Here is a 23613-nt window from a genome sequence, read left to right as displayed (position 1 = left end):
TTCATGGCTCCGTGTTAATAGCGAGGTAAGCATTGTGATGGCATTGCCGTATATTTGCGACCCCATCGCAATTTCATGTCAACTTCTCAGACTTCCTGGTTCAAGCATTGGTTTGACTCGCCCTACTACCACATCCTTTACCGGAATCGTGACCGGTCGGAGGCAGGCCGCTTTGTGCACCACCTGATGGACGTATTGAAACTACCTCAGGGCAAAAAAGTGTTGGACCTGGGTTGTGGTAAAGGCCGCCATTGTATTATGCTTAACGAACTTGGATACGATGTGGTGGGGATTGACCTGAGCGCGGCCAATATTGCTGCAGCCAGTGAGTACGGCCGAGCCGATTTACAATTTATTCAACACGATATGCGCGAACCGCTGCGTGGTTTACAATTTGATTTGATTCTCAACTTATTTACGAGCTTCGGATACTTTAAAGAACTGAATGACAACCTCCAGGTGCTGCAAGCTGTACATTCCATGCTTTTGCCGGAGGGTATTTTTGTACTGGATTTCATGAATGCTGAAAAGGTGATGAACGAGCTCACCCCCAACGAAACAAAAATTGTTGACAACAACCACTTTGACATAAGCCGAAGTGTAGAGAACGGTGAAATAGTGAAACGTATCCGTATCAACAACAACCCCGAACTTCAATTTGAGGAGCGGGTACAGGCATTCTCTAAGGAAATGCTTTTCAGCATGTTTGAAGAATCCAATCTCATTCCGGAATCAGTCTATGGCTCCTATCAGTTTGAGCCATTTGACACGCATCATTCAGACCGACTGATCATTACAACACGTAAAAAATGACCGAAAGCCTCGAACGTATTCTCATTCTGTTTTTCTCGGCGATGACTGTCGGGCTATTGGTAATTGCCTTCCCTAAATTGATGAAGCCCTACCTGAAAATGCTGCTTGCGTTTAGCGGGGCACTGCTCTTGGGAATTACCGTGATGCATATTCTTCCGGAAGCTTACGAATTGGGCGGTGCGCAGGTTGGAGTGTTCGTAATTGCCGGTTTTTTACTTCAGATTATTCTTGACTATTTCAGTGGAGGAATAGAGCACGGACATGTGCACCACCCGGCCCAGCATCACGAACATGAGCACGGAAAGGCCATCACTTGGACCATGCTATTGAGCCTGTGTATTCACGCCTTTACGGAAAGTCTGCCGCTAGGCTTTGATGAGCAACTCCATCATGCGCACGATCACATGCACAACCACGGTCATCACCATCACCACCACAGTCATCAGGGCTACCTTTGGGGTATTGTGATTCACAATATTCCTATTACCATAGCATTGGTAGGGATGATGTTGGGGTTGAAAATGTCCAGGGCTAAAACCATATTGTTTCTTTTCATTTTTGCGGCTTCCGCGCCAATTGGTATTTTGGTAAGCCCGCTAATCAGCAACAACGGCCAGGATATGGTTGTTTTTTCCAGAATTCTTGCGCTCGCCGGAGGTATCATCCTTCATTTATCTACAACCATCCTCTTTGAAACCGGCGAAAACCACCGCTTCAACCTGTATAAAATGGTGGTGATTCTCGCAGGATTCGGGTTGGCTCTGCTTGCGTCCTAGAAGTTTGTTTCCTACGGCCGCGGCCTTCATAATAACAAGCTATGAAGCCATCATTAATTACCATGAAAAAGCGAGTGCACGCTTGCGTTGAATAGCTACTTTTGCCGCTCAACAAGAAAATTTTAAAACCCAAAACATAAAACACCATGTCAGTACTTGTAGGAAAAAAAGCGCCATCATTCAAGGCTTCAGCCGTTATCAATGGTGAGGAGATTGTCAGTGATTTTTCACTCGATCAGTTTATTGGAAAGCGACACGTAATCTTCTTCTTCTACCCCAAGGATTTTACTTTTGTGTGCCCTACCGAATTGCACGCTTTTCAGTCGCGATTGGCTGAATTTGAAAGCAAGGGTGTAGCTGTTGTAGCCTGCTCTACCGACACCGAAGAATCACACTGGGGATGGCTTCAAATGCCTAAGGCAGATGGTGGTATTCAGGGTGTAACCTACCCGATTGTTGCCGACACTTCAAAAACCATTAGCGACGCATTTGGTGTACTGGCAGGCCAGTACGATTATGGCGTTGAAGGCGAATTGGTGGCTACCGGCCCGATGATTGCCTACCGCGGCCTCTTCCTTATTGACAAAGAAGGTGTGGTTCAGCATCAGATTGTAAACAACTTTCCGCTTGGACGCAATGTAGATGAAGCCATGCGTATGGTTGACGCACTGCAGTTCTTTGAAGCCAAAGGAGAGGTTTGCCCGGCTAACTGGTCAGAAGGCGCCGAAGGTATGAAGGCAGACCACCAAGGAGTGGCTGAGTACCTGGCTGCTCACTAATCAACATATTCGAAACGATTTTAAAACCCGTTGCCGTTTGGTGACGGGTTTTTGTTTGGGAGATACTTAATCAGATACAGGTAACTCCCCTTCCGTTTCAGAAAGCCAACCATGATCCGTCAGCCAATTAATCAATGCCTTGTTGAAAACTTCAGTCCCATATTGATTGAGGTGACTGGCATCGCTAAAGTGCAAAGAATCATTCAAATTCAGGTTTTTAAGGAAGCTCACGAAAGGGGCCGTGTTCTCCAGAAAATTGGTGAATTCATCGTGATTACCGAATGTTCTGTATCGGTCCGAAGCCGTAGGCACTTCAACAAGCAGAACACTTTTCTCTTGGTCCTCAAGCCAATGAACCAGATCCTGTAAAGACCTTTTTTGCAGTTTGGAAAGTTTTCGAACTCTTTCTTTGGGGTATTTTGACGGAGTATGGTGAACAATCTCCGCCTCTATGTAGCCACCGGACACATATTTACGGCCATCTTTTTTCTTCGGTTCAACGTAGTCTTTGTCCAAGTTGAGAATCTGCCTGAATAGTGAGTATATGAATGTATTGTACAGTTTCACATGATTTACCTCTAAAGTCAAAACCAGCGAATGCCAATCTATTTTGTTATTGGTAAGTAAGTCCAGGCCTGATTCAACACCATCCGAGGTAAAAGTTTCATTCCCAATTTCAATAATCACCAGATCCGGATCCACCTTGTGCATATATTGTTTAGCAAGCATCAGTGACCCTACAGGAGCTTGGCCCGTTGTTCCCAAATTGAACATTCGTATGCCTCTTTGCTCAAAGATTCGGGTGTCAAACCCTCTGAAAGCCCTGGACGATCCCAACACCAAAACATCTACTTTTCCATAATCCAGAATTTCATGTGTGCGGGTGTGCGTGAAACCAGCTACCCCTTTAAGATAGGGTAAGTTTGGGCGGAGTACCAAAGGAGCTATGAGCCCCCAAATACATACCGCCAAAACATATCCTGGAATTGCCACAGCAGAAAAAACAGCCAATCGAGTAAGAAATCTCTTCATTAGGCTAGAATTGGAAGTAAATAAACGGAGTTTCTTCCGTGCGATGAAACATCACCACAACAAACAAAAGGGCGAGGTACAAGCTCCATCGCAGTGGTACCGGCCATGCACGCCCAATGGTTTGAAACCCGTATTGGTCAGTGCGTCCCTTCCATTCTATGCCCAACAAAAGGGCAATCAACCCAAGAATCACAATATCCTTTTGGGACAACTCCGGAAGGTTGAAAAATGACCATGAAAAAACGTTTGAAACGTATCCAATTGCATGTGAAACATCCTCCGCCCGAAAGAAAACCCATGCCAGGCAAGTCAGGGAGAAAGTCCCCAATATGCTGAAACCATCACGGATAGAAGGAAACCACTTACCCGGGGCAACCGCTTCCAGATTTCTTCTGTTCCTGTTCAGGATGAATAGAGGCAGAAAAAACATGGCGTTCAGGGCTCCCCAAGCAATAAATGTCCAGTTGGCACCGTGCCAAAAGCCACTCACTATGAATATGATAAAAATATTACGAATATTGAGCAATCGCCCTCCCTTACTACCTCCAAGAGGGATGTATAGATAATCCCGAAACCAGGTTGAAAGGGATATGTGCCACCTCCGCCAAAACTCGGCAATATCTCTGCTGAAATACGGAAAAGCAAAGTTCTGCATGAGGTTGAAACCAAACAACCGCGCTGTTCCAATGGCAATATCTGAATAGCCCGAGAAATCGCCATAAATCTGAAAAGCAAAGAAAACGGCGCCAAGAAACAGAGTGCTGCCGCTATGATCCTGACCTTGGGTGAATGCCATATCCGCAAATACAGCGCAGTTATCGGCAATCACCATTTTCTTAAAAAGGCCCCACAGAATTTGACGCATGCCATCGGTAGCTGCCCCATAATTGAATGATCGCCTTTTATAGAACTGTGGCAGCAGCTGGGTAGCACGTTCGATGGGGCCTGCAACCAACTGTGGAAAAAAGCTGACATAAGCTGCAAAAGCAACCACATCTTTGGTAGGCTCAAGCTTGCGCTTGTACACGTCAATGGTGTAGCTAAGAGTTTGAAAGGTGTAGAAACTGATACCTACCGGCAAAACGATATTCAAGGCTCGCACAGACACTTCGCCCCCAAAAAAGGTGAAAGCAGTAGTGAAGTTATCCAGAAAGAAGTTGAAGTATTTGAAAAAGCCCAAAAACCCGAGGTTAACGATAATGCTCAGCCAGAGAAGAGTTGTGCGTTTGGTTTGCTTCAACTCGCCCGCAAGTGCGCGGCCCACGGCATAATCAATCAGCGTACTGAAAATGATGAGACCCAAAAAGCGCCAATCCCACCAGCCGTAAAACAAGTAGCTAACACTTACAAGAAAAATGTTTTGCAGCCTGATGCCGAAGGGCTTGATGGCCCAGTAAAGAAGGAACACCAGAGGCAGAAATACGGCAAAATCAAAAGAGTTAAACAGCATGTTTCAGAGGTGTCGCGGTTTCGCCAAACACCGCGTAAAAAAACAAAAATTTGGGCACTCGCAAAGCAGAGCAAAGCTGTCTGAACGCCGCATCAATCCCGCTGTATCAACAACCATCTTTCTGCCTCCAGTTGCTTGATTCGAAATCCCAGCAGGTGAAAGATTTCCCTACTCAAAATTCGGGTGACGCGGTGATTTACGAGGTAGCACCTGGGGCGTGTGGGGTGCGGTGAGATTCCCGGCAATGCTGCCAAAACGCGCTGAAAGCGCCATTTTCTGAGTCGGGCTGAAAGGCGCAACCAAATCGCCGAAACAGGTCTCCCTATAAAAAAGCCATCCTCTCCCACGGGCTGATAGAGCGGTAAGAAAATCTGACCCGAAACGGGTGCCGAAACAACACGGCCGTCCTGCGTGGCCAATGCTTCATCGAGTTCCACGAAATCGAAGTTCTCATAGCCAGGCTCCATGATGAACTCTGCACCGGTGGGTATCAGGTGTCTATGCAAAATCTCATAAAAACCTGTTTGAACCTTGGGTGGAGGTGTAAGCAATGCTTCGCATTTCGCTTTTTCAGTTGTGTCCAGCTGAAATATCTTGAGGTGGTGAAGCGTCAGTTTTGCAAATGCCTCATGCTGATCAATGGCCGCGGGGTCATCGTGCTGACCGCCTTCAAAAGCAAGGGCCGGATGGTTCAGGTCGTTGATGTAACTCATGAGAGCACCGTCCAAGAACTCCTCGATACCCAAAATCAGCGGTACCGGGAAACGCTCTGCAATAGCCCGGTTCATCAAAGCGTCATTAAAAGGAAGAAAGGAACAACTCTTTGCAGAAGTGGTGTGTAAGTCCATAAAAACCACAGGCCTTTTTCCGTGCTTATGCAGAATGGCGTCAATTTCATTGAGCAGTTCGCGCAGTTCTAAAAGCTCATCCTCAAGTTCTTCAATCGGGGCATTTCTCACAATATTGAACTGCTCCTGCCCCCATATCCGGTTCAGGTCGTAGCGCACAAAACGGCGCTTTTGGGCCAGTCCTCTCAGGTTACCGCGAAATGCATAAATGTTTCCTTGTACCTCATCCGGAAGCCAATTCGCGATTCGCTCCAGCGCCAGCACACCAGCGGGTTCGTTACCGTGAATTCCGGCGAAGAAAACCACCGTGGGGTGTGTTTGCAAGGTGTTTCGCGAAAAAATAAGCCGGTCATTCACTCGCTCCCCAGTCATTCCGGCACCCTTCGCTACCCCTTTCTGTTCTTTAGTTTGTCCCACAAATCAACAGTATCCGAATCGGTAAGCAGCCCAACCAACTGGCCATTGCTAACCACGGGCAAAGAACTGATTTTTTCATCTATCATCAGAAGCATGGCGTATTTCACGTCAGCTTCAGGTTCTACCGAGGTGATTTTGGTTTGCATGATATCGGCAGCTATGGCCATCTTTTTCCGTTTGGGATCACTATTGTATTGCTCAATATGTTTGCGCGTAATAATTCCCTTCAGTTCACCCCGGGCGCTTTCTACCGGTATATGGCGAATATTCCTCCACTCCATGATGCTGGCAACCAAATCTACGAGGTCGGTTTCCTGCACGCTGATGATGTCGGTGGTCATTACATTGAGCACGCAGTCGTATTGCATGTCTATTTTGCGCACAGCTGCAGCATCGGCGGTTTTCCAGGTGTGCACCGGCTTTTTGGTCAGGCGCTGTTTGTGCATGGCAGCGGTAAGTTTTACCATGGCCTCATCGCGGCCAAATTCTTTTTTCAGCTTTCTAAAGCTCTTTACCATCCAGCGGCTACCGTTTTGGCCGGCCTCTGCCCTCTCGCTGATTACCTGAAGATATCGATCAATGTCATCCATATCGATACCCGTTTTCCGGAGTCCTTCGCGGGCCATTGGTACAAGCTCATCCAGTACAAGCTGTTTGGTAGCTACGATTTTCCCATTCCACACCATACCGCTTTGGATTCCGGTTGTGCAGGCTTTGTAGAAATTCTCTTTGGCATCTTCAAAATCCAGATTGTGCCAGTTTCCTTTCAGCTCATTGGGCATGTTTTGCATCAAGCCCACCCAAAAAGCAAAGTTGGCCATTTCATCGATTACGGTGGGGCCGGAAGGAATGTACCTGTTTTCAATCCTGAGATGGGGCACTCCGCCACCCACTCCATAACAGGGGCGGTTCCACTTCCAGATGGTTCCGTTGTGCAATCGCAGGGCGCTCAGGGTTGGAATTTCACCGTTTCTCAGCTTTTTAAGCGAGTCCTCTTCAGCCATATTGGTCAATATCAGCGTAAAGCGAGCGATATCGTCTTTATAAATATCGGTTACGCTTGATATCCAGTCGTTACCAAATGAAACGCGCTGCTGCCGCTCACGAAGGTGATAACCCTTACTTCGCATATCTATGCTCTGTTGAAAGAGTGCAATACGTGTTTCGCTCCAGAGCTGACGACCAAAGAGCAAAGGTGAGTTAGCCGCCATAGCCATCACCGGACCCGAAATCATCTGAGCCCAGTTGTAGCGATCTACAAATTCTTCGGGACTTACCTGCAAATGGCACTGAAAGCTGGTATTACAAGCCTCAAACAGAATGTTGGTATGTGCAAGAATAAGCTCATCCACACCGAGTATATTCAACTCAAAATCCTGACCACGAAGCTCTTTAATGATATCTCCCAAGGCATAATACCTGGGGTTGGGAGTCATAAAATCCATCTGTACCGATCTGATATCAATGGAAGGCAAGATTCCGGTAAGTATTACGTGGTCATTGAACTTGCCAGCAATATCATCGGCCTTGTTGAGTAACGTTCGCAACTGCCGCTCCATTTTGGAAAAGCATTTACCCTGCAAATCAAATGGGTCCAGGTTGATCTCGAGATTGTACCGAGCCAATTCCGTGGTGAAATGCGGGTCATTCACGCGTTGAAGAATTTCGAGACCGTTTTTGGATGGCTTGAAGTATTTATCAACCAGCGCAAATTCCTGCTCGGCACCGATGCGTTGCACACCCGATTCAATCATGCCCTCGCGGAGCATGTAATCCAGTGCTTCTACATCATTGAGCAGATACTTCAGAAACCGCTTACGGCTCGCAGCGGAGGTTTTGGTTGATACGCTTTTCTCTCCCATTGTTTGGTTAATTGGGTCTGAAAATACGGCTTTTGTACAAAAAAACTCCGCAGAGGGAAGCTGCGGAGTTTTTTGACTCATGAAACATCAATCAATTCAGTACGGGAATACTGAATGTCTTTACCTGGTCATTGTGTCTGAACTGCATGATATACAGACCAGCAGGGAGATGAGCCAATGAAATTCGATCATTGGTGCGGAGTACACGGGTTAAAACAGGTTGACCTACCGCGTTGAACAAAATGCAGTCTACCCCGTCCACTCCGGATAATTCAATTTGCAGCAGATCGCGGGTTGGCACGGGAAAGACGCGGATCACATCAAGGGGGTTTTCCTGCACACCCACCGAAGGATCTTCGCATTCGACGAGGATCTCCAGCCATGCTTCCCACTCAAAAGGATTGTCGTTATCCTGCCAGTTAATATTCATGGGAATCACGTCTGGCAATATCATCCACAAATCGGGTTCAATCATTTCAGGGGTGAGAGGAACATCGCTGCTTACCATCAAATGATAACAACCCGGCAGCAGGCACCATTCTCCGCCAAACCAAATGGAGTCTCCTTCAAGCCAGGAGGTAAAAAAACCGACTTCATCGCCAGCTTCGTTAGAGAAAAGAAAGTCAAAGGTCACAGGAGGCGAGGCTGCAGTAGTACCCCATATTCCACCCCACCAGAAGCATTCAACAGAATCTTCAACAGTGAACTCAACACAGGCCTCCAGGATCTCGGGACATACTGTATCCGTAGTTATTACACATACTGTGTAGTTTCCGGGAAGATAAATGTGTTGGGTTGACCAATTGCCCGTTTCGGTTGTAAACCCATCTCCAAAGTCCCACCACAGCGGCGCGTTCGATCCATATACAGAGGCTTGAAACTCGAACAAACCTCCTCCGAGGTGTTCAAAAGTCAGGCCCAGCGAACATCCATCACAATCTATTTGTTCCCACTGATGAACAAGCGGAGCCATCTCGCAATCCGCTATATCACTTTCCAAAATCTGAACGTACACAGTTTGAAAACCTGGTTCGTAGCATTGAATATGACTGGCAAGACTGCTGACAAAACTCGTATCACCAAGATTCCACATATAGCTTCCTCCAATATTTGGCGGGTTCACAGTAAACATATAACAGCCACAATCCTCTAACTCCAACACAAACAGTTCGGCAGGGCATGTGGGCTCATCGCAATCGGGAACCTGCCATTGATGCACGAGCGGACTCGTTTCACAGTCAGGAAAATTGCTGCCCATGATCTGCACATAAACAGTTTGAAAACCGGGCACAAAGCAGTAAGATACACCTGGGGTTAATGATACAAATGATGTATCACCCATGTTCCACATGTAGGCCCCTCCAGCCCCGGAAGGCCCAATCGTAAAATCGTAACAACCACATTCATCACCCTCTTCCACAATGAGTTCAAAAGGACAATCGTCATCGCTCACCACATACGTATCGCACCAGAGCACACCCTCCGGACAGAACGGTGTTTCGTACGCCGCACAAATCAGGTATTGACCGGGCGATAAGGAATCGAGATTGAGCGTGTCGCCAAAAGCTACCGGCTCACCACCAATAGACCATTCAATCACAGCATCCTCCTGTCCGGCAGAGGCAATAAACATATCACCTTCAACGCCTTGAATCATGTCCACATCCAAGCTACACACCGTGTCGCAACTGGTGTGAATTACTAACTGGCTGTAGATAGAGCCATCACATTCAGGGTTGTCAGGATTGTTGTACACAGCGGTAATCACGTTAAACCATTCCTCAAGAATCACAATTTGAGGGGTGGCGTTAGATTCAAAGCTATTGCCGGGGTAGCTCCATTGAATGGTAGAACCTTCCTGCGCATTCTCCAGCGTAAGCTCGTACACTCCACAGGATAATTGCTCGGCTGTAATGCCGGTAGGACAATTGGGAAGCGAAATCGTGGCGCATTCTTCTATGACCTCATCGCAGTACTCAGAGTCATAGCTTGCACAAACTGTATAAGTGCCACCTGGAACCTGGCTGGAGAGCGTAAAGTTGTGTCCTGTACCCGCCGGATTACCGTTAACGGTCCATGTAACCAAAGCACCAGGGTCGTAATTCAAAGCACTGAATACCATTGGATTCAGGCTCACCCATGTGTGAACCAATTCCAATTCGCAAATACTGTCACAGAGCAAAGCACTCACATTCAAGCTCAGCTGGGTGTCATCACATAAGGGATAATCCGGGTGGTTGTACAAAGCTGTGATTTGATTGTTTCCAGGTGAGAGTTGTACACCGTTAAGCTCGGTATCGCCCTCAATCACATCAGAACCGACACTCCACAGCACACTTGCGCCGCTGAAACCACCAACCAGCGATAAATTAAACACATCACAGCCTACTTGTTGTGCCTCTATGGCGGTTGGACAGTCCGGGTTTTGAAAGAAAAAGTTGTTGCACCAAAATACACCTTGCGGACATTCAGGAGTTTCGTAGTAGGCGCAAATCTCATTGTTCCCAAACTCAAGTTCAAAGGTGGTCTGATCACCAATGTTTACAATATCACCGTTCTGCTCCCAATGAACCATCGCATCCTGCGGAAAATCCGATGCCATGAGGGTTAACAGGCCATTCTCCTGTGAAACGGTTGAAATACTCAGCCCACAATCTTCGGGGCATTGCTCCAGTTCAAAAAGCACACAGAGTTCCACACCTTGCGGGCAGCCAGACGACCATGCCTGGGCACAGATTTCGTAGGTTCCGAGTGCATCGTACTGGTGTGTAGCAGGATTCACAGCGGAACTGCTTTCGCCGTCGCCCCATGTCCAAATGAGATTTCCGGTGGAGCCAAAATGATTGATACTCGCCTCTACCTGTCCGCAACCGGTTTGCCATACGGTAAGGGTGTCAGGACATTGAGCCATTGCTGTACCTAAGCTGAAAAGCAGGGCGGTAGTGAGGATTACTGGATTGGTTTTCATGTTATGTGGGTTGGTTGTTCTGATGACTCACAAATTCCGGTAAAGTTGCACACCCGCAGCCAGAACAGGTTGAAATCAAACCTCAAAACACGATCACATACCGATGTTTTTCTAGCTGTTACAACTATTCACCGCAACTTGACCCTAAACTATTTACTTTTGCGCTCAATTGTACCCATCAACAACAGAAAACATGCTTATCGGAGAAGATTCGCTCACCATTGCAGTTGATTTCGACGGCACCATAGTAGAGCACAAATACCCCGATATCGGACCTGAAATGCTGTTTGCCTTCGATACGCTTAAAAAGCTGCAATCCAAGGGGCACAAACTCATTTTGTGGACTTTCAGAGCCGGAAGATACCTCGACGATGCGGTGGAGTACTGCCGCGAAAACGGACTGGAATTTTACGCGGTGAACAAGAGTTACCCCGAAGAAGTGTTTGAAGACGCTAGGGTGAGCAGAAAAATAAACGCCGATCTGTTTATAGACGACAGAAACGTAGGCGGCTTTATAGGTTGGGGCGAAATCTACCAAATGATTCACCCGGGCGATGGCGGTACTGACCTTCAGTTGCGCAACCAGGCCGCACACCACAACTACAAAAAATCCAATCGCTCATTTTTTGACAAGCTATTCAAAAAGAAATGATTCACTACAAAACCCCTGAACAAATTGAACTTATGCGGGCTGCCGCGCAGGTAGTTTCACGCACATTGGGTTTGGTGGCAGAGCGCATCGGGCCCGGAGTTACCTCTCTTGAACTGGATAAAATGGCAGAGGAGTATATTCGCGATCAGGGGGCAGTGCCAGCTTTTTTGGGCTTTGGCGGATTTCCCAACACCTTGTGCATGTCGGTAAACGAGCAGGTGGTGCACGGAATTCCCTGCAAAACACCCTTTAAAGAGGGGGATATTGTTTCGGTTGACTGCGGAGCGATTCTCAACGACTATTACGGCGATCACGCTTACACTTTTGCCATCGGAGAAATTAGCCCGGAGGTGAAAAAACTGTTACGCATTACCAAAGAGAGCCTTTATCTCGGCATCCACGAGGCGCGTGTAGGACGACGCTTGGGAGACATTGGAGCAGCCATCCAGGAGCATGCAGAACGAGAAGGTTATGGCGTTGTAAGAGAACTGGTTGGGCACGGCCTTGGAACCTCAATGCACGAAGACCCTCAGGTTCCCAACTACGGAAAAAGAGGACGGGGTAAGAAAATTCAGGAAGGCCTTGTGATTGCCATTGAACCCATGGTGAACCTGGGCACGAAAGATGTTCTCCAATTGGAAGACGGCTGGACCATTGTTACGTTAGATCGCATGCCATCAGCCCATTTTGAGCACGATGTAGCCGTGGTAAACGGCCAACCCGATATTCTTTCAACTTTTAATTACGTGGAGGATTCTCTTGAAAAACGCGGAATGGATGCCATGCGAATGACGCTCCAAAGTGTGGTGGCTGTGTAGTCCTATTTCACCAGATCATCTCTCAGGAAAACATAGGTGGATAGCATCATATCAGGACCACCTCCTACCGAACTAATAAGCGTGTAACCTTGCTTTCGCAAGCGGTTTAGCACCTCATTGATGATTTTTGCGTTTTCCTCCCAGTTTTTGGTGCGACCGGTGAGGCTTTTCATATCAACCACTTCATGGGTGCCGTCACTATAGGAAATAACAGCCTCTGACGGAGCGAGTGCACCGGTTTCATAGAACCTCACCACAATCTGTTCGGCATCCACTTTTTGGGTGTCTTGCGCCTGAGCCAGATTCATAGCGCCCATAGCGAGCAAAAAGAAAAGAGACAAAATTGCTTTCATGTTTAAAGTTTTCGTTGTTCAAATTCTGCTTTAACCAAATCTCAGACCAGTTTTAAGTCCGAAGGGAAACAGACTATGTGTGAGTCGGAGGCCGTTCCAATCATTTCTAAACCTGGTGTAATCGAGTGTAAAACCAATATTAAGGCTGCTGTGTTCACCTAGGTTGATTTGATAGCCGATGCCGTAACCACCGTACATCAACACGGGTGCCTGGCCTGTGCCCATCAGGGTGCCGTCATCAATCAACGCCAATCCACCCACCTCTACCGACATGTATATCGCACCGCTCGAGGATGTCAGCAAGGGAAACTCGGCATGAATACCAAAGCGAGCACTTCCAATGCTATAGGAAAAATCATTACCCATCAATGAGCGATTGCGACCATATAGGTGTTCGTAACTCACAACTGGCCCCACATACAAAAAGTTGGCGTTGTACAACAGATAGCCCTCCACGCGGTAACCAAAAGGCATAGTAGTTTCGTCAAAGCGCTCACCTATAGGGATATCCGCATCAGTGGTGCTCGTACCGAAACTGTAGCTGGCAGCAACCGCCGCTATGTTGAACCCATACATCCATCTCGAGTCGAGAATGGTTTCCCGGGGTTTCATGTCATCGAATAACTGTGCCTGCGAATTTGCCGGAAACATGAACAGCATGGCCATCAAAAGTCCGCCAAAGTTCGAAATGAGGTAAGCATCACGCATAGATCTGCACTTTTGGTTTCACGCAAAGTTAGTTGAAAAACCGACCGAACCTCTTTTCAATGGATCAGATTAAAAAACGCGCTCCATGAGTTGAGCCGGCCTCCGCATCAAATCAAGGTATCGCAAAGCCACCCTGTTTCCACTTAAAGTAAACTGAGTAATACTCACTGTTTTTACCAAATCCTCGTAGTTCATTCTGAAACCGGGCCCGCGGCTATCGTCGCCTTCGCGCTGGTGCATATCAAACAGTTGCTGTGCGTAAATGCGTTGATTTTTCTTCAGCCAATCTGCAAAAGCCTCCTCACGGCTTTGAATGACTTCGGCCGGGTACAATTTGGCCGAAGACCAAATGGTAAATTGGTGTGCTGCAGGGTCGGTGTAATGAACCTTCTCTCCGTCCCATCTCATTTCCTCCGTTGCTCCTTTTTGAAAAGCAAGTAAGGTAAAAGGCTCAATACCTGTAAAGTCGTATAAGCGTTTCATGGCACCCAGAGAATCGTAATCGAAGCTGTCGAGAATCACCAATCCCCTGCTCAACCTATACGGAGGTTTATGTTCGTGTGATTCAAAAGCACCGTTCAGCAGGACGACCAGACGATGGTTGATGATATCGAATACCACGTTACTTGAGCCGGAAACGGGTTCGGGAGCCAACCACAACTGCTTTCCGGAACGCTCACGTATAACGGGATCGTCAGCGCGGCGCTCAGGGGCTTCATCACGATTGATAGTGATAACCTGTTTAGTACCTAAGGGAGCAAAAGTGAGGGTACACACGGTTACTGAATGAGGATATCGTCAATGGCATCCATTTTACGCTCATTGTAATAACCCGACGTTGAATAAGCAATGTTCCCATCGGGATCGAGCAGAAAAATATAAGGTAAATCCGTTTTGCTCATTCTCAAGGCTTCCTGGTAGGTTTTGAGTTGTCCTTCGTAAAAGAGCACGTGATCAAAAAGCTCTGTATTCTTGCTTTCTTTCATGCTCTTCATCACCTTTCCCTTACCTATCTTCTTGCTTCCGGAAAACATGGGCACAAAAAACACATTCACGTCGAACATGTCATCAAACATTCCGGTTTTTGCGATGAACTTGTTGTACACCGGTTCGTACCATCCTCTTAGGAATTCCTCGGCTTTTTCGCTCGAAGCCAATCCAACAAGTGTGTACTTGCCGCGGGTATCATCCGGAATGGTAAGTACCTCCTCCGAGAGGGTTTCTCCCGATAATTCAGGAAACATATTGCCGGTTTGGGCCCAGGCAGTCACAGCAAAAAAGCCTGTAAAAAAAGTGGATAGCAGGATTTTCATGACACCAGGTTTTAAACAGAACGCTTCAAGCGGGTTTATGTTATTTGGCCTATGCGCCCATCTTTTCATTGAACACAGCCAGGGCATCAAAAGCTTTTGCCTCATCACCGATTCGGATGATTTCAACTTTTTGCATCACATCGCCCTGCAAAGTGTTCATCACTATATCCATTCCGCCAATTACACTCCCAAACACGGAGTGACGGTTATCGAGCCATGGTGTAGGCAGGTGGGTAATGAAGAACTGGCTCCCATTGGTAGCCGGTCCTGAATTGGCCATGGATAAAATACCCGGCTTATCGTGGCGCAACTCCGGATGAAATTCATCGGGAAAACGGTATCCGGGGCCTCCGGTTCCGCGTCCTTCGGGGTCACCACCCTGAATCATAAAATCCTGATCCTGACCATTGGCCCGGCTGATAACTCGATGGAAAAGAAGCCCGTCGTAAAAAGGCTCTCCTTCGGGCTTCGCTTTGTTGGGCATTTTTCCCTCGGCCAAAGCTACAAAGTTGGCTACGGTCATGGGGGTACGTTGGTACTCAAGGCGAATAAGAATCACCCCTCGGTTGGTGGTGATTTGTGCATACATACCCTCTTGAGCAGGAACAGATATGGATTGCTCGCCTTCAGGCTTTGCGTCTTTTTCAGTCATGGTTGCAGGTTTTTCAGTGTTTTCTTCAGTTTTGGTTTCAGGAGTTTCTGTGCATGCTGCCATCAGAAAAACGGCCAGCATTACGGGTAAGAACAGAGATTTCATTTTTTGGTTTTTTGGGTTGAAGGTTCGCAAAAATAGCATTTTCTAGAGGTGCTCATTGGCGAGATTGGCCAAATCGCTCCGCTCACCTTTCTCAAGGGCAATATGGGCAAACAGCGGACTGCCTTTTACCTTATCAATCAGATACGACAGGCCGTTTGACTCAGAATCAAGATAGGGTGTATCGATTTGGTGAATATCTCCGGCAAACACAATTTTGGTATCGTCACCGGCCCTGCTGATGATGGTCTTCACTTCGTGAGGAGTGAGGTTTTGGGCTTCATCAACGATGAAGAAAATCTTTACTAGACTTCGTCCGCGAATGTACGCCAAAGGCGAAATGGCTATCTTTTCGTTGTCCACCATTTCTTTGATTCGCTGCACGTTCTTATCGGTATTTCTGAACTGACTTTTGATGTAGTTCAGGTTATCCCAGATAGACTGCATGTAGGGGTCGAGTTTGCTTTTGATATCTCCGGGAAGGTATCCGATATCCTTGTTGCTAAGAGGTATTACGGGACGGCTCACAAAAATCTGCCTGTAGTCTCTGCGTTGCTCAATGGCGCTTGCAAGTGCGAGGAGGGTTTTTCCGGTTCCTGCTTTACCTTGGATGGTTATCAGCTTAATAGAGGGGTTTGCAAGGGCATCCAGCGCAAAACTTTGCTCAGCGTTGAGGGCCTTGATACCAAAAGCCGGCTCAGGTTTTACACGCACCAGCATTTGCTCCAGGGCATCGTATCGCGCCAGAACAGATTTTTTGGCATTTCGCAGCACAAAGTATTCATTGGCAACCGGCTTAACCTTTTTGGGCAAAAGTTCAGGGTCGCCAAAACCTTTGTTAAAGAGGCTATCGAGGAGTGTTTCAGAGATGCGATCAATGCTTTGGTGGCCTTTATAAAGCTTGGATACATCCTTCACCTTGCCCGTTTCGTAATCTTCAGCCTGAATGTTCAGGGCCTTGGCCTTAAGCCGAAGGCAAATATCCTTGGATACCAAAATCACCTTTTTATCGGGGTTGGCCTCCTGGGTACTAAGCGCGCAATTTAAAATTTGATTGTCGTACTTCTTGTCGCCCAAGACTCTCACAGCATCAACACCTTTTACATCGTGGGTGAGTGCAACTTTAAACTTGCCTTTTCCGGCACCGTTTAGTGGCACCCAATCGTTGATAAGTTGATTTTGAGCAACCTGATCTACAAAACGGATGAACTCGCGTGCCTCAAAGTTTTTGGTTTCGTTGCCTTTTTTGAAGTTATCTACCTCCTCCAACACCTGAATAGGTATTACGATGGAGTGTTCATCAAAATTATTGATTGCATTGCTGTCGTACAGAATAACCGAGGTATCTATCACAAAGATTTTCCCGGGCTCTTCGTTGCCAGCTTTTTTCTTCCGCGCGGATGACTTCCTTACCATGAAGAGAACGTTCTTGATTTGGGTGAAAGGTATTTCATTTAGGATGGGTTACTGAACCGCCGCTCCATAATTTTCCACAAAGACAGGTTGAAAGTAAAGGCTTAGGATTTTGTGTTTATCATGTATTCAGCACGATGCGTCACCTTTTAACCACCCCCTGATTACACTCCAATAACATAGAGGACGACACGATGTAATGATTGATACCCCATGCAACCTTAGAGTTTTTTTCGCCGTCATTGGGTACATAAGAAAAAAGTTGCATCTTGCAAGGCAGAGAAAGATGCCCGCATCTCTTTCAGCCTGAACCTGACAGAAACCACCGCAAAACCAATACGTGCAACTGTTTGAATTTTCAATACTTAGCTTTGCTTCTCTCCGCAACGTGCTGGCGGCTATGCTATTAAGCATTGCAACGGTTAGCGTGAATCATGTGCAGGCGCAACCTTTTTGCGACCAAGCTCAGACCGGGGCAGGCTTTCCGTCCGACATACTTTGTCAAACTGCTGTTTGCGCTGTTGACATATTCTGTTGCGTCACAACGTGGGATGCTATTTGCGCTGGCATTGCAGCCACTAACCCTGCTTGCGTTAACTGTCTGTCGGGTGGAGGTGGCGGTGGCGACAATCAGCTCTGCCCAACTTGTGAAGATCCTTGCGGCGATGCATTGGGCTATGCAACTGAGCCCACCATTCCACAAGTGGTAGAAGACTGTGAAACTCCTGAGTTTTTTCCTCCATTGGCCTCAGGCTCACTCAACACTTTCTGCAACTCTTTTACAGCCACAGTAACCAGCGTGAGCTTCAACGTCATCATCACCTCAGATTGCGGCGCGGGAAATGTTACGAACTTTTCCTGGGCGCTATACGACATCACGTGCGGGGCACCGATTCAAACCGGTTCACTGACGAGCCTGACCTTTTCGCCGGTAGTACCGGGAAACTCATATGTTTTCTGCTACACCTTTAACGTTCCATTTGGCTGCACGCACAGCCTGCACTGCCCCTATTTTGTGGGGGCAACCGTAGATCCCTGCCCTACCGCCACTATTAGTTATCCCGACACCGAACTCTGTGCGTCAGAAGCACCTCCTCAGGACGTAGTTCTGGAAGGCACTGAAAACTTTACAGGCGGCACCTTCACAGCCGAACCGGGCGGCCTTGCCATCAACCCCGGCAACGGTCAAATTACTCCCGACCAAAGCTCAGGAGGCACATACACCATCACCTATACCATACCGGCTTTTGGTAGTTGCGAAGAAGTGACTGCCCAGACCACTGTAACCATTGTAGAGGCACAGGAGCCTGCATTCAGTGCTGCAGGGCCTTATTGTCTTGGCTCGGACATCCCTGCGCTGCCAACCACCTCTAATAACGGTGTTACCGGAACCTGGGCGCCCGCGATGAACAACACAACAACCACTACCTATACCTTCACCCCCAACGCGGGTCAATGTGCAACCACCACTACTTTGGAGGTTGTAATCGACACCGAAATAGAACCCGTATTCGATGAGGCAGGCCCTTTTTGCACGGGTTCGGATATTCCGGACTTGCCCACAAGCTCCAACAATGGCATTACCGGCAACTGGGCACCAGTCATCAACAACACGGCAACCACCACCTATACTTTTACGCCTGACCCGGATCAGTGCGCTGTGAATACAACGCTTGTCATTGAAATTGAGCCCGAAACTACTCCTTCCTTTACACCACCGCCGGCGTATTGTGTGGGTTCTGATATTCCCCCTCTGCCCGCTATTAGCAACGATGGCATTACCGGCTCATGGGCTCCTGCCGTTAACAATACCGCAACCACTACCTACACCTTCACTCCCGACCCGGGGCAATGCGCAGAGTCAACTACGGTTGATATAATAATTAGCCCCGAAACCACTCCACTTTTTGACGAACCCGACACCTGGTGCGAGGGTGCTGACATTCCTGCTTTGCCTACCACTTCCAACAATGGAATTACAGGAACCTGGTCGCCGGCAGTGAACAACACAGCAACTACCAGCTACACCTTTACCCCCGGCGCGGGGCAATGTGCATCTCAAACTTCGCTTACCATCGAGATTGCTGCACCAACAGAACCTGAATTTGCTGATGTGGGTCCCTTCTGTCAGGGTGCGAATATACCGGCTCTGCCAACCACATCCCTGAACGGATTTTCCGGCAGTTGGTCTCCTGCCCTAAACAATGCAGAAACAACCACCTACACTTTTACCCCTACCGGGAGTGAATGTGCTACTGCCACAACATTGACCATAGAAATAGAAGAAACCGTAATACCTCTTTTCGATGTGCAAGGGCCTTTTTGTGCAGGTGATGATATTCCTGCCCTGCCTGTGACTTCAATAAATGGTGTAGCTGGCTCCTGGTCTCCGGCCATCAATAATCTGCAAACAACAACTTACACGTTCACACCTTCGGGCGAAGGTTGTAGTGAGCCTGCAACACTCACTTTGGAAGTTTTACAGGCCAGCGAAACAGTGCTGGAAATTTCAGAGTGCGATGGTTATACCTGGCCGCTGAACGGAGAAACCTATGTGCAAAGTGGCGTGCATTCGGTTGTATTGAGCAATGAAGCAGGCTGCGACAGCACCATTATTCTCGACCTGACCATTAACTTCTCAGAAGACATCACTTCGGAGATAAGCGCGTGCGGCAGCTATACATGGTTTGGAACTGCCTACACGGAAAGTGGGGTGTATCAGCACGAAGGTTTCAACGTTTGGGGTTGTGAGGTGAGTGCTACACTTACGCTCACTATCACGCCCAATGTATTGACGGATGTTTTTGCCGAGATTTGCGACGGTGACGTTTACACCATTGGATTGAACAACTACACCAGCTCCGGCACCTACATTCAGATATTTCCTGCCAGCAATGGCTGCGACAGCATTGTGAATCATCACCTTGAAGTACTTCCGCCTGTAATTGCCGATTTCAGAGCATCTCCTCAAGAATCTACCATTTACAACGAACAGGTGCAGTTTTTTAATCAAAGTCTAAATGCCGACTCACTTGAGTGGGACTTTGGCGAGTGGGGTACTTTTGGCATCAACAATCCTGTACTCACCTTTGATCAGCAACCCGGAGTGTATCCTGTTTGCCTGACGGTGTGGTCGGAAGAGGGATGCAGCGATCAGCGATGCATCAACTATGTGGTTCGCGATGATTTTAGCGTCTATATCCCCAACGCATTTACACCCAATGAAGACGGGATCAACGACCTGTTTTCCATTGAAGGATTGGGTATTGACCCTGGTAACTTCAGGTTGCGCATTTTCAACCGCTGGGGGCAATTGGTTTTTGAATCGAGCGATCCTGAACTGAAATGGAACGGGAGCGATACATCTGGGAAATACTATGCTCAGGACGAAGTGTACGTGTATCACCTGCAAGTGGGTTCCACAGCTACGCTTGAAACCTATGAGTTCAGGGGCAGCATTACAGTGTTGCGATAGCCCCACAGCCATCCACCAGATTGAATTTTCTTCCTATTCGCTAACTCCATAAAACAGTAACGGGAGCCACTTCTTGCGAAATAGCTCCCGTTAATCGTGGCTGCACCGTAGCGCAACCTGATTTCAAACTACCGTTCGAAGCCCGGAATTCGGCCCGGAAGCCTCTTTCCATTCTACTCTGAAACCGGCGACGATTTGCATCGTGGTACACACACCACACAATGAGCATCCCTGAGGATATTCAACTTGGTGTGCTTCGCCGGGAACATGCTTCGTCGCTTTCACGAACGAAACTTCGCAACGCAACGGGGATTTAACTCCCTTTCAACTCAGCCACCGAAGTAAGTGAGTCTTGTGTTTCGCTACTCATTCCCACAGGACATTGAGTCGTTGCCGAACTCAACCTTGCACAGAAAACCGCAACCGCGAGGAGGACTTTCCGTTTGCACCTGCCTTTTCAGAGTTTCCGATCTCGTTCGACCGGCTTCTATCTCTCGTTTGACATGTCAAAGGTGGGGAAATTACTGCCCAGTTACCAAACTTTTCTTTTGGAGTTTTTGCACTTCGTTTTCACATGAGTTATGAACAATTGTCAACAACTCAATGGTCCTGTTCCCGCCTGCTAAAAACAAGCAACTATACTCTTGTAATGGACGAAAACGGACAAAAAAAAACGGGAGTCCGAATCGTAAGAAACGGACTCCCGCATCACTCATGCAAACCGTAGTTTGCAAAGTGAACAAATCATCTTTTCTACTGTCTTCAACGTCCAACCGAAGTTCTACGTATCTGGCGTTGTGTTTTGAAGCCTTTCGCCAATGTCCGAAGACATGTATGCGAACAGGTTCTTGCGAACCCTGCTCCTTTCGCTGCAATCGCAAATGTTACTTTGCTTTTTCGGCGAACCGAACTTGCAACTCACCCGACTTACACCGGGCAGCATCTTCACTTCAGGAGTTGCCTCCGTGGTGTTCCTTCCCTTGAGAAGGCACGATGTCAAAACACTCAACTGGTTTGAAAAACCGACAACAAATCCGTTGACTTGCGTGTCAAAGGACAGTATAAAACCTCGGCCAGGCAAACTTTTCGTATGGATGTTTTTCACATTGTTTGAACATATGTTGTCAACAATAGTTCATAAGTGTGGTGAGGTTCGGCGCACCCGCTCAAAGCATCACCTTAATCCTCTCTACCTGATACTGATGGTGAAGAATGTGGTTACACAGAAAATCCAGTGTATGGTACAAATCGAGTGGGCCTGAATAGGGGTGTCTGAAGATGGTTCTTTCGAAATAGGCAGGATCGAGGTCGCTTAGGAATCCTTGATACTCTCCACGCAATCCATCCCAATACTTCGCCATATTATCAAATGATTGTGACCCGGTAGGATCCGGAAGCACATCCGGGGCCTTCCAGCGTTTTTCAGATTTAAGTGCTTCATTCAGTTGCCTGCCTTTCGATACATGATTTTCGTTTGCCAATGGTATTTCACTCCACGGGGCGGCTGTTTTCTTTTTCATGTAGCCCAATGTACCTGTTTCGGAAGTGATAACGTGCTCAACAACCTGCAGAATATTCCACCCCTGAGCCAGCCGGGCCGAGCAAGTCTCCTGAGGCAGGGTTTCCAATTGAGCAATCCATTCGTTTTTAAGAAGGGTAAGCTTCTCCCAGTGAGGAGCAATTGATTGGTGCATGCTTTGAAGTTTGGTGCAACAAGGTAAAGAAACCTGAGCAATTTGATATCCGCAGAGCTTCCACGCAAAAAAAAGGCGACCAAGAGGTCGCCCGGGGCACTTGCAGGTTAAACTCAGCCCCTAGTATTTCATCAGACTTCGCGTTGTAAAGTGCTCACCTGCATGGATGCGCACTAAATAATTGCCGGGCGCCAGAGCCCCCAGTGGCAACTCTACACGTGTGAGATTGATTCGGTCGTGGTCGTTGATCAACCTCCCGAGCGCATCGTACACCTCAACCCTTTGCACGGGGATATCGCCAATTTGTTCTATTACCAACCACTCTTTGGCCGGATTGGGATACATTTTCAAAGTATGGTCAAGTGGGTTCTCCCGCACACTCAAAGCAGGTGAAGCAATCAATCCTGGTCGAAATTCGGTGAGTGCCAAACGCATGATTTCTACTTGCTGCTGGGTAAATATGTTCATGCAATTATCCCGGCTGTAATCCATGTAATTCTCAATCATGTCTGGCAGCGGATCTTCTGGACATGTGTTCGCGCTGTAGTTACATGCCTGATTATCGGGTCCAAAACAATTTGGCGTATCGTCAAGTCCGTCATCTTCAGCACAGCCATCTCCAAACAGAGGAAGTGCATCGCCCCACGTATGACGCAAACCAAAGTAATGGCCCACCTCATGGGTGCAAGTACGCCCCAGGTTGTTGTAGGGAACTCCATCCAGATCTGCACTGGGATTGTTTCGACCCACTGTGGTGAAGTGCACTATAACACCCGATACGTCGGGCGAGGGCTCCGCTGCTCCATCCGGCCAATTGGGAACGCCATCGGGCGGATAGGCAAGACCGAATATCTGCCCAAACAAACCACCTTCAATGTTGCACACCCATATATTAAGGTAATGCTCGGTATCCCATGCATCGCTACCACCCGTTGCGGCAAACTTCACCTCATCGAGGGTGTTTTCAGCTCCAAACAGGTCGAGCGAAAAACCAGCCCGATTGGTCTCTACCCTAACAATTCCATCGGTTGGATTTCCGCTGGGATCGACTTCCGCGAGTTGAAATTCAATGCCCACATCTCCGGCAACAGGCAGAAAAATATCGCGGGTAAGATCTGCGTCTGCATTCATGCGGCGGTAGTCTTCATTGAGCACCTCTATTTGAGAATGAATCACCGAATCGTGTAAATTCTGTTCGGCATTGTTGTACACCACGTGAAACACCACCGGCACGGTATATACCTCATCATCCCTCTGAGATGTTTGACTTTTTTGAACTGCATAGCGGTAAAACTCATCAATGGCAGCGGCCTTTTCGGGTTTGTGCTGGCGTATGTGATGCAGCCAGTGATCGTGCGCACACGGTGTGTAGTTTTGGTCTTGCTGGGCGGATGTAGTGACCGAAAGAGTCATCACTGCAAGCCCCATGAGTAATGGTATTCTCATAACTAATCCTGAGGTTTTGGTTCGCCGCAAGGTACAAAATGG

General features: G+C 47.8%; 20 protein-coding genes. 6 read left to right on the top strand and 14 right to left on the bottom strand.

Annotated features, from left to right (window positions below; genetic code table 11):
* Positions 1-75: 75 nt before the first annotated feature.
* From EA392_09005 to EA392_08995, 3 genes are all read left to right on the top strand, one after another.
* Positions 76-813 (top strand): class I SAM-dependent methyltransferase, encoded by a 738-nt coding sequence (locus EA392_09005; GenBank protein ID TVR38603.1) that lies wholly within the window; start codon positions 76-78, stop codon positions 811-813.
* Entirely contained in the window at positions 810-1589 is a 780-nt protein-coding gene (locus EA392_09000; protein ID TVR38602.1) for a zinc/iron permease, read from the top strand. Before EA392_09005 ends, EA392_09000 begins: the two co-directional genes overlap by 4 nt.
* Positions 1590-1735: 146 nt before the next feature.
* Positions 1736-2368, top strand: coding sequence for a peroxiredoxin (locus tag EA392_08995; protein ID TVR38601.1), 633 nt, complete (start codon positions 1736-1738; stop codon positions 2366-2368).
* A 66-nt stretch (positions 2369-2434) separates the two neighbouring features.
* On the opposite strand, the gene EA392_08990 is transcribed toward EA392_08995, so the two are convergent.
* From EA392_08990 to EA392_08970, 5 genes are all read right to left on the bottom strand, one after another.
* A complete protein-coding gene (locus tag EA392_08990; protein TVR38600.1) occupies positions 2435-3400 on the bottom strand; it encodes a hypothetical protein in 966 nt (321 codons plus the stop codon).
* 4 nt (positions 3401-3404) lie between these two features.
* On the bottom strand, positions 3405-4850 hold the full coding sequence (locus EA392_08985; protein TVR38599.1) for an MBOAT family protein: 1446 nt from the start codon (positions 4848-4850) through the stop codon (positions 3405-3407).
* Between the two features lie 92 nt (positions 4851-4942).
* Positions 4943-6070: an aspartoacylase gene (locus tag EA392_08980; GenBank protein ID TVR38598.1), complete on the bottom strand. Its 1128-nt coding sequence runs from the start codon at positions 6068-6070 to the stop codon at positions 4943-4945.
* A 14-nt stretch (positions 6071-6084) separates the two neighbouring features.
* Positions 6085-8058, bottom strand: a complete 1974-nt coding sequence (locus EA392_08975; protein TVR38597.1) for a CBS domain-containing protein — start codon at positions 8056-8058, stop codon at positions 6085-6087.
* Positions 8059-8068: 10 nt separating this feature from the next.
* Positions 8069-10945 carry a T9SS C-terminal target domain-containing protein gene (locus tag EA392_08970; GenBank protein TVR38596.1) on the bottom strand — a complete coding sequence of 959 codons (2877 nt, stop codon included), beginning with the start codon at positions 10943-10945 and terminating at the stop codon, positions 8069-8071.
* 193 nt (positions 10946-11138) lie between these two features.
* Here EA392_08970 and EA392_08965 point away from each other — a divergent pair, with 193 nt between their 5' ends.
* Entirely contained in the window at positions 11139-11597 is a 459-nt protein-coding gene (locus EA392_08965; protein TVR38595.1) for a hydrolase, read from the top strand.
* Positions 11594-12415, top strand: coding sequence for a type I methionyl aminopeptidase (gene map / locus EA392_08960; protein ID TVR38594.1), 822 nt, complete (start codon positions 11594-11596; stop codon positions 12413-12415). Before EA392_08965 ends, map begins: the two co-directional genes overlap by 4 nt.
* Before the next feature lie 2 nt (positions 12416-12417).
* Here map and EA392_08955 read toward each other — a convergent pair whose 3' ends face one another.
* From EA392_08955 to EA392_08930, 6 genes are all read right to left on the bottom strand, one after another.
* Complete coding sequence (locus EA392_08955; GenBank protein TVR38593.1) at positions 12418-12768, bottom strand: hypothetical protein; 351 nt, start codon at positions 12766-12768, stop codon at positions 12418-12420.
* 30 nt (positions 12769-12798) lie between these two features.
* A complete protein-coding gene (locus EA392_08950; protein TVR38592.1) occupies positions 12799-13476 on the bottom strand; it encodes a hypothetical protein in 678 nt (225 codons plus the stop codon).
* A gap of 69 nt (positions 13477-13545) precedes the next feature.
* A complete protein-coding gene (locus tag EA392_08945) occupies positions 13546-14253 on the bottom strand; it encodes a hypothetical protein (GenBank protein TVR38591.1) in 708 nt (235 codons plus the stop codon).
* A 2-nt stretch (positions 14254-14255) separates the two neighbouring features.
* On the bottom strand, positions 14256-14915 hold the full coding sequence (locus tag EA392_08940) for a hypothetical protein (protein TVR38590.1): 660 nt from the start codon (positions 14913-14915) through the stop codon (positions 14256-14258).
* Positions 14839-15441, bottom strand: coding sequence for a peptidylprolyl isomerase (locus EA392_08935; GenBank protein ID TVR38720.1), 603 nt, complete (start codon positions 15439-15441; stop codon positions 14839-14841). Before EA392_08935 ends, EA392_08940 begins: the two co-directional genes overlap by 77 nt.
* A gap of 147 nt (positions 15442-15588) precedes the next feature.
* Positions 15589-16959 carry a PhoH family protein gene (locus EA392_08930; protein TVR38589.1) on the bottom strand — a complete coding sequence of 457 codons (1371 nt, stop codon included), beginning with the start codon at positions 16957-16959 and terminating at the stop codon, positions 15589-15591.
* Positions 16960-17356: 397 nt separating this feature from the next.
* Between EA392_08930 and EA392_08925 the strand changes: the two genes are divergently transcribed.
* The gene (locus tag EA392_08925) at positions 17357-20431 is read left to right on the top strand and encodes a hypothetical protein (protein TVR38588.1); all 3075 of its coding nucleotides are present in this window, start codon (positions 17357-17359) and stop codon (positions 20429-20431) included.
* A 521-nt stretch (positions 20432-20952) separates the two neighbouring features.
* Here the strand turns inward: EA392_08925 and EA392_08920 are convergent.
* The 3 genes from EA392_08920 to EA392_08910 form a co-directional block, all read right to left on the bottom strand.
* Positions 20953-21306: a hypothetical protein gene (locus tag EA392_08920; protein ID TVR38587.1), complete on the bottom strand. Its 354-nt coding sequence runs from the start codon at positions 21304-21306 to the stop codon at positions 20953-20955.
* A 291-nt stretch (positions 21307-21597) separates the two neighbouring features.
* Complete coding sequence (locus tag EA392_08915) at positions 21598-22125, bottom strand: DinB family protein (protein ID TVR38586.1); 528 nt, start codon at positions 22123-22125, stop codon at positions 21598-21600.
* Between the two features lie 120 nt (positions 22126-22245).
* Positions 22246-23571 carry a T9SS C-terminal target domain-containing protein gene (locus tag EA392_08910; protein ID TVR38585.1) on the bottom strand — a complete coding sequence of 442 codons (1326 nt, stop codon included), beginning with the start codon at positions 23569-23571 and terminating at the stop codon, positions 22246-22248.
* Positions 23572-23613: the final 42 nt, after the last annotated feature.

The organism is Cryomorphaceae bacterium (assembly GCA_007695365.1).
Taxonomy (GTDB): domain Bacteria; phylum Bacteroidota; class Bacteroidia; order Flavobacteriales_D; family SKUL01; genus SKUL01.
This window is presented reverse-complemented; position numbering and strand designations above follow the sequence as displayed.

Excerpts from the sequence above, each read along its gene's own strand:
- EA392_09005 (TVR38603.1), top strand. The coding sequence starts at position 76 with ATGTCAACTTCTCAGACTTCCTGGTTCAAGCATTGGTTTGACTCGCCC.
- EA392_09000 (TVR38602.1), top strand. The coding sequence starts at position 810 with ATGACCGAAAGCCTCGAACGTATTCTCATTCTGTTTTTCTCGGCGATG.
- EA392_08995 (TVR38601.1), top strand. The coding sequence starts at position 1,736 with ATGTCAGTACTTGTAGGAAAAAAAGCGCCATCATTCAAGGCTTCAGCC.
- EA392_08990 (TVR38600.1), bottom strand. The coding sequence starts at position 3,400 with ATGAAGAGATTTCTTACTCGATTGGCTGTTTTTTCTGCTGTGGCAATT.
- EA392_08985 (TVR38599.1), bottom strand. The coding sequence starts at position 4,850 with ATGCTGTTTAACTCTTTTGATTTTGCCGTATTTCTGCCTCTGGTGTTC.
- EA392_08980 (TVR38598.1), bottom strand. The coding sequence starts at position 6,070 with ATGACTGGGGAGCGAGTGAATGACCGGCTTATTTTTTCGCGAAACACC.
- EA392_08975 (TVR38597.1), bottom strand. The coding sequence starts at position 8,058 with ATGAGTCAAAAAACTCCGCAGCTTCCCTCTGCGGAGTTTTTTTGTACA.
- EA392_08970 (TVR38596.1), bottom strand. The coding sequence starts at position 10,945 with ATGAAAACCAATCCAGTAATCCTCACTACCGCCCTGCTTTTCAGCTTA.
- EA392_08965 (TVR38595.1), top strand. The coding sequence starts at position 11,139 with ATGCTTATCGGAGAAGATTCGCTCACCATTGCAGTTGATTTCGACGGC.
- map (TVR38594.1), top strand. The coding sequence starts at position 11,594 with ATGATTCACTACAAAACCCCTGAACAAATTGAACTTATGCGGGCTGCC.
- EA392_08955 (TVR38593.1), bottom strand. The coding sequence starts at position 12,768 with ATGAAAGCAATTTTGTCTCTTTTCTTTTTGCTCGCTATGGGCGCTATG.
- EA392_08950 (TVR38592.1), bottom strand. The coding sequence starts at position 13,476 with ATGCGTGATGCTTACCTCATTTCGAACTTTGGCGGACTTTTGATGGCC.
- EA392_08935 (TVR38720.1), bottom strand. The coding sequence starts at position 15,441 with ATGACTGAAAAAGACGCAAAGCCTGAAGGCGAGCAATCCATATCTGTT.
- EA392_08930 (TVR38589.1), bottom strand. The coding sequence starts at position 16,959 with ATGGTAAGGAAGTCATCCGCGCGGAAGAAAAAAGCTGGCAACGAAGAG.
- EA392_08925 (TVR38588.1), top strand. The coding sequence starts at position 17,357 with ATGCTATTAAGCATTGCAACGGTTAGCGTGAATCATGTGCAGGCGCAA.
- EA392_08915 (TVR38586.1), bottom strand. The coding sequence starts at position 22,125 with ATGCACCAATCAATTGCTCCTCACTGGGAGAAGCTTACCCTTCTTAAA.
- EA392_08910 (TVR38585.1), bottom strand. The coding sequence starts at position 23,571 with ATGAGAATACCATTACTCATGGGGCTTGCAGTGATGACTCTTTCGGTC.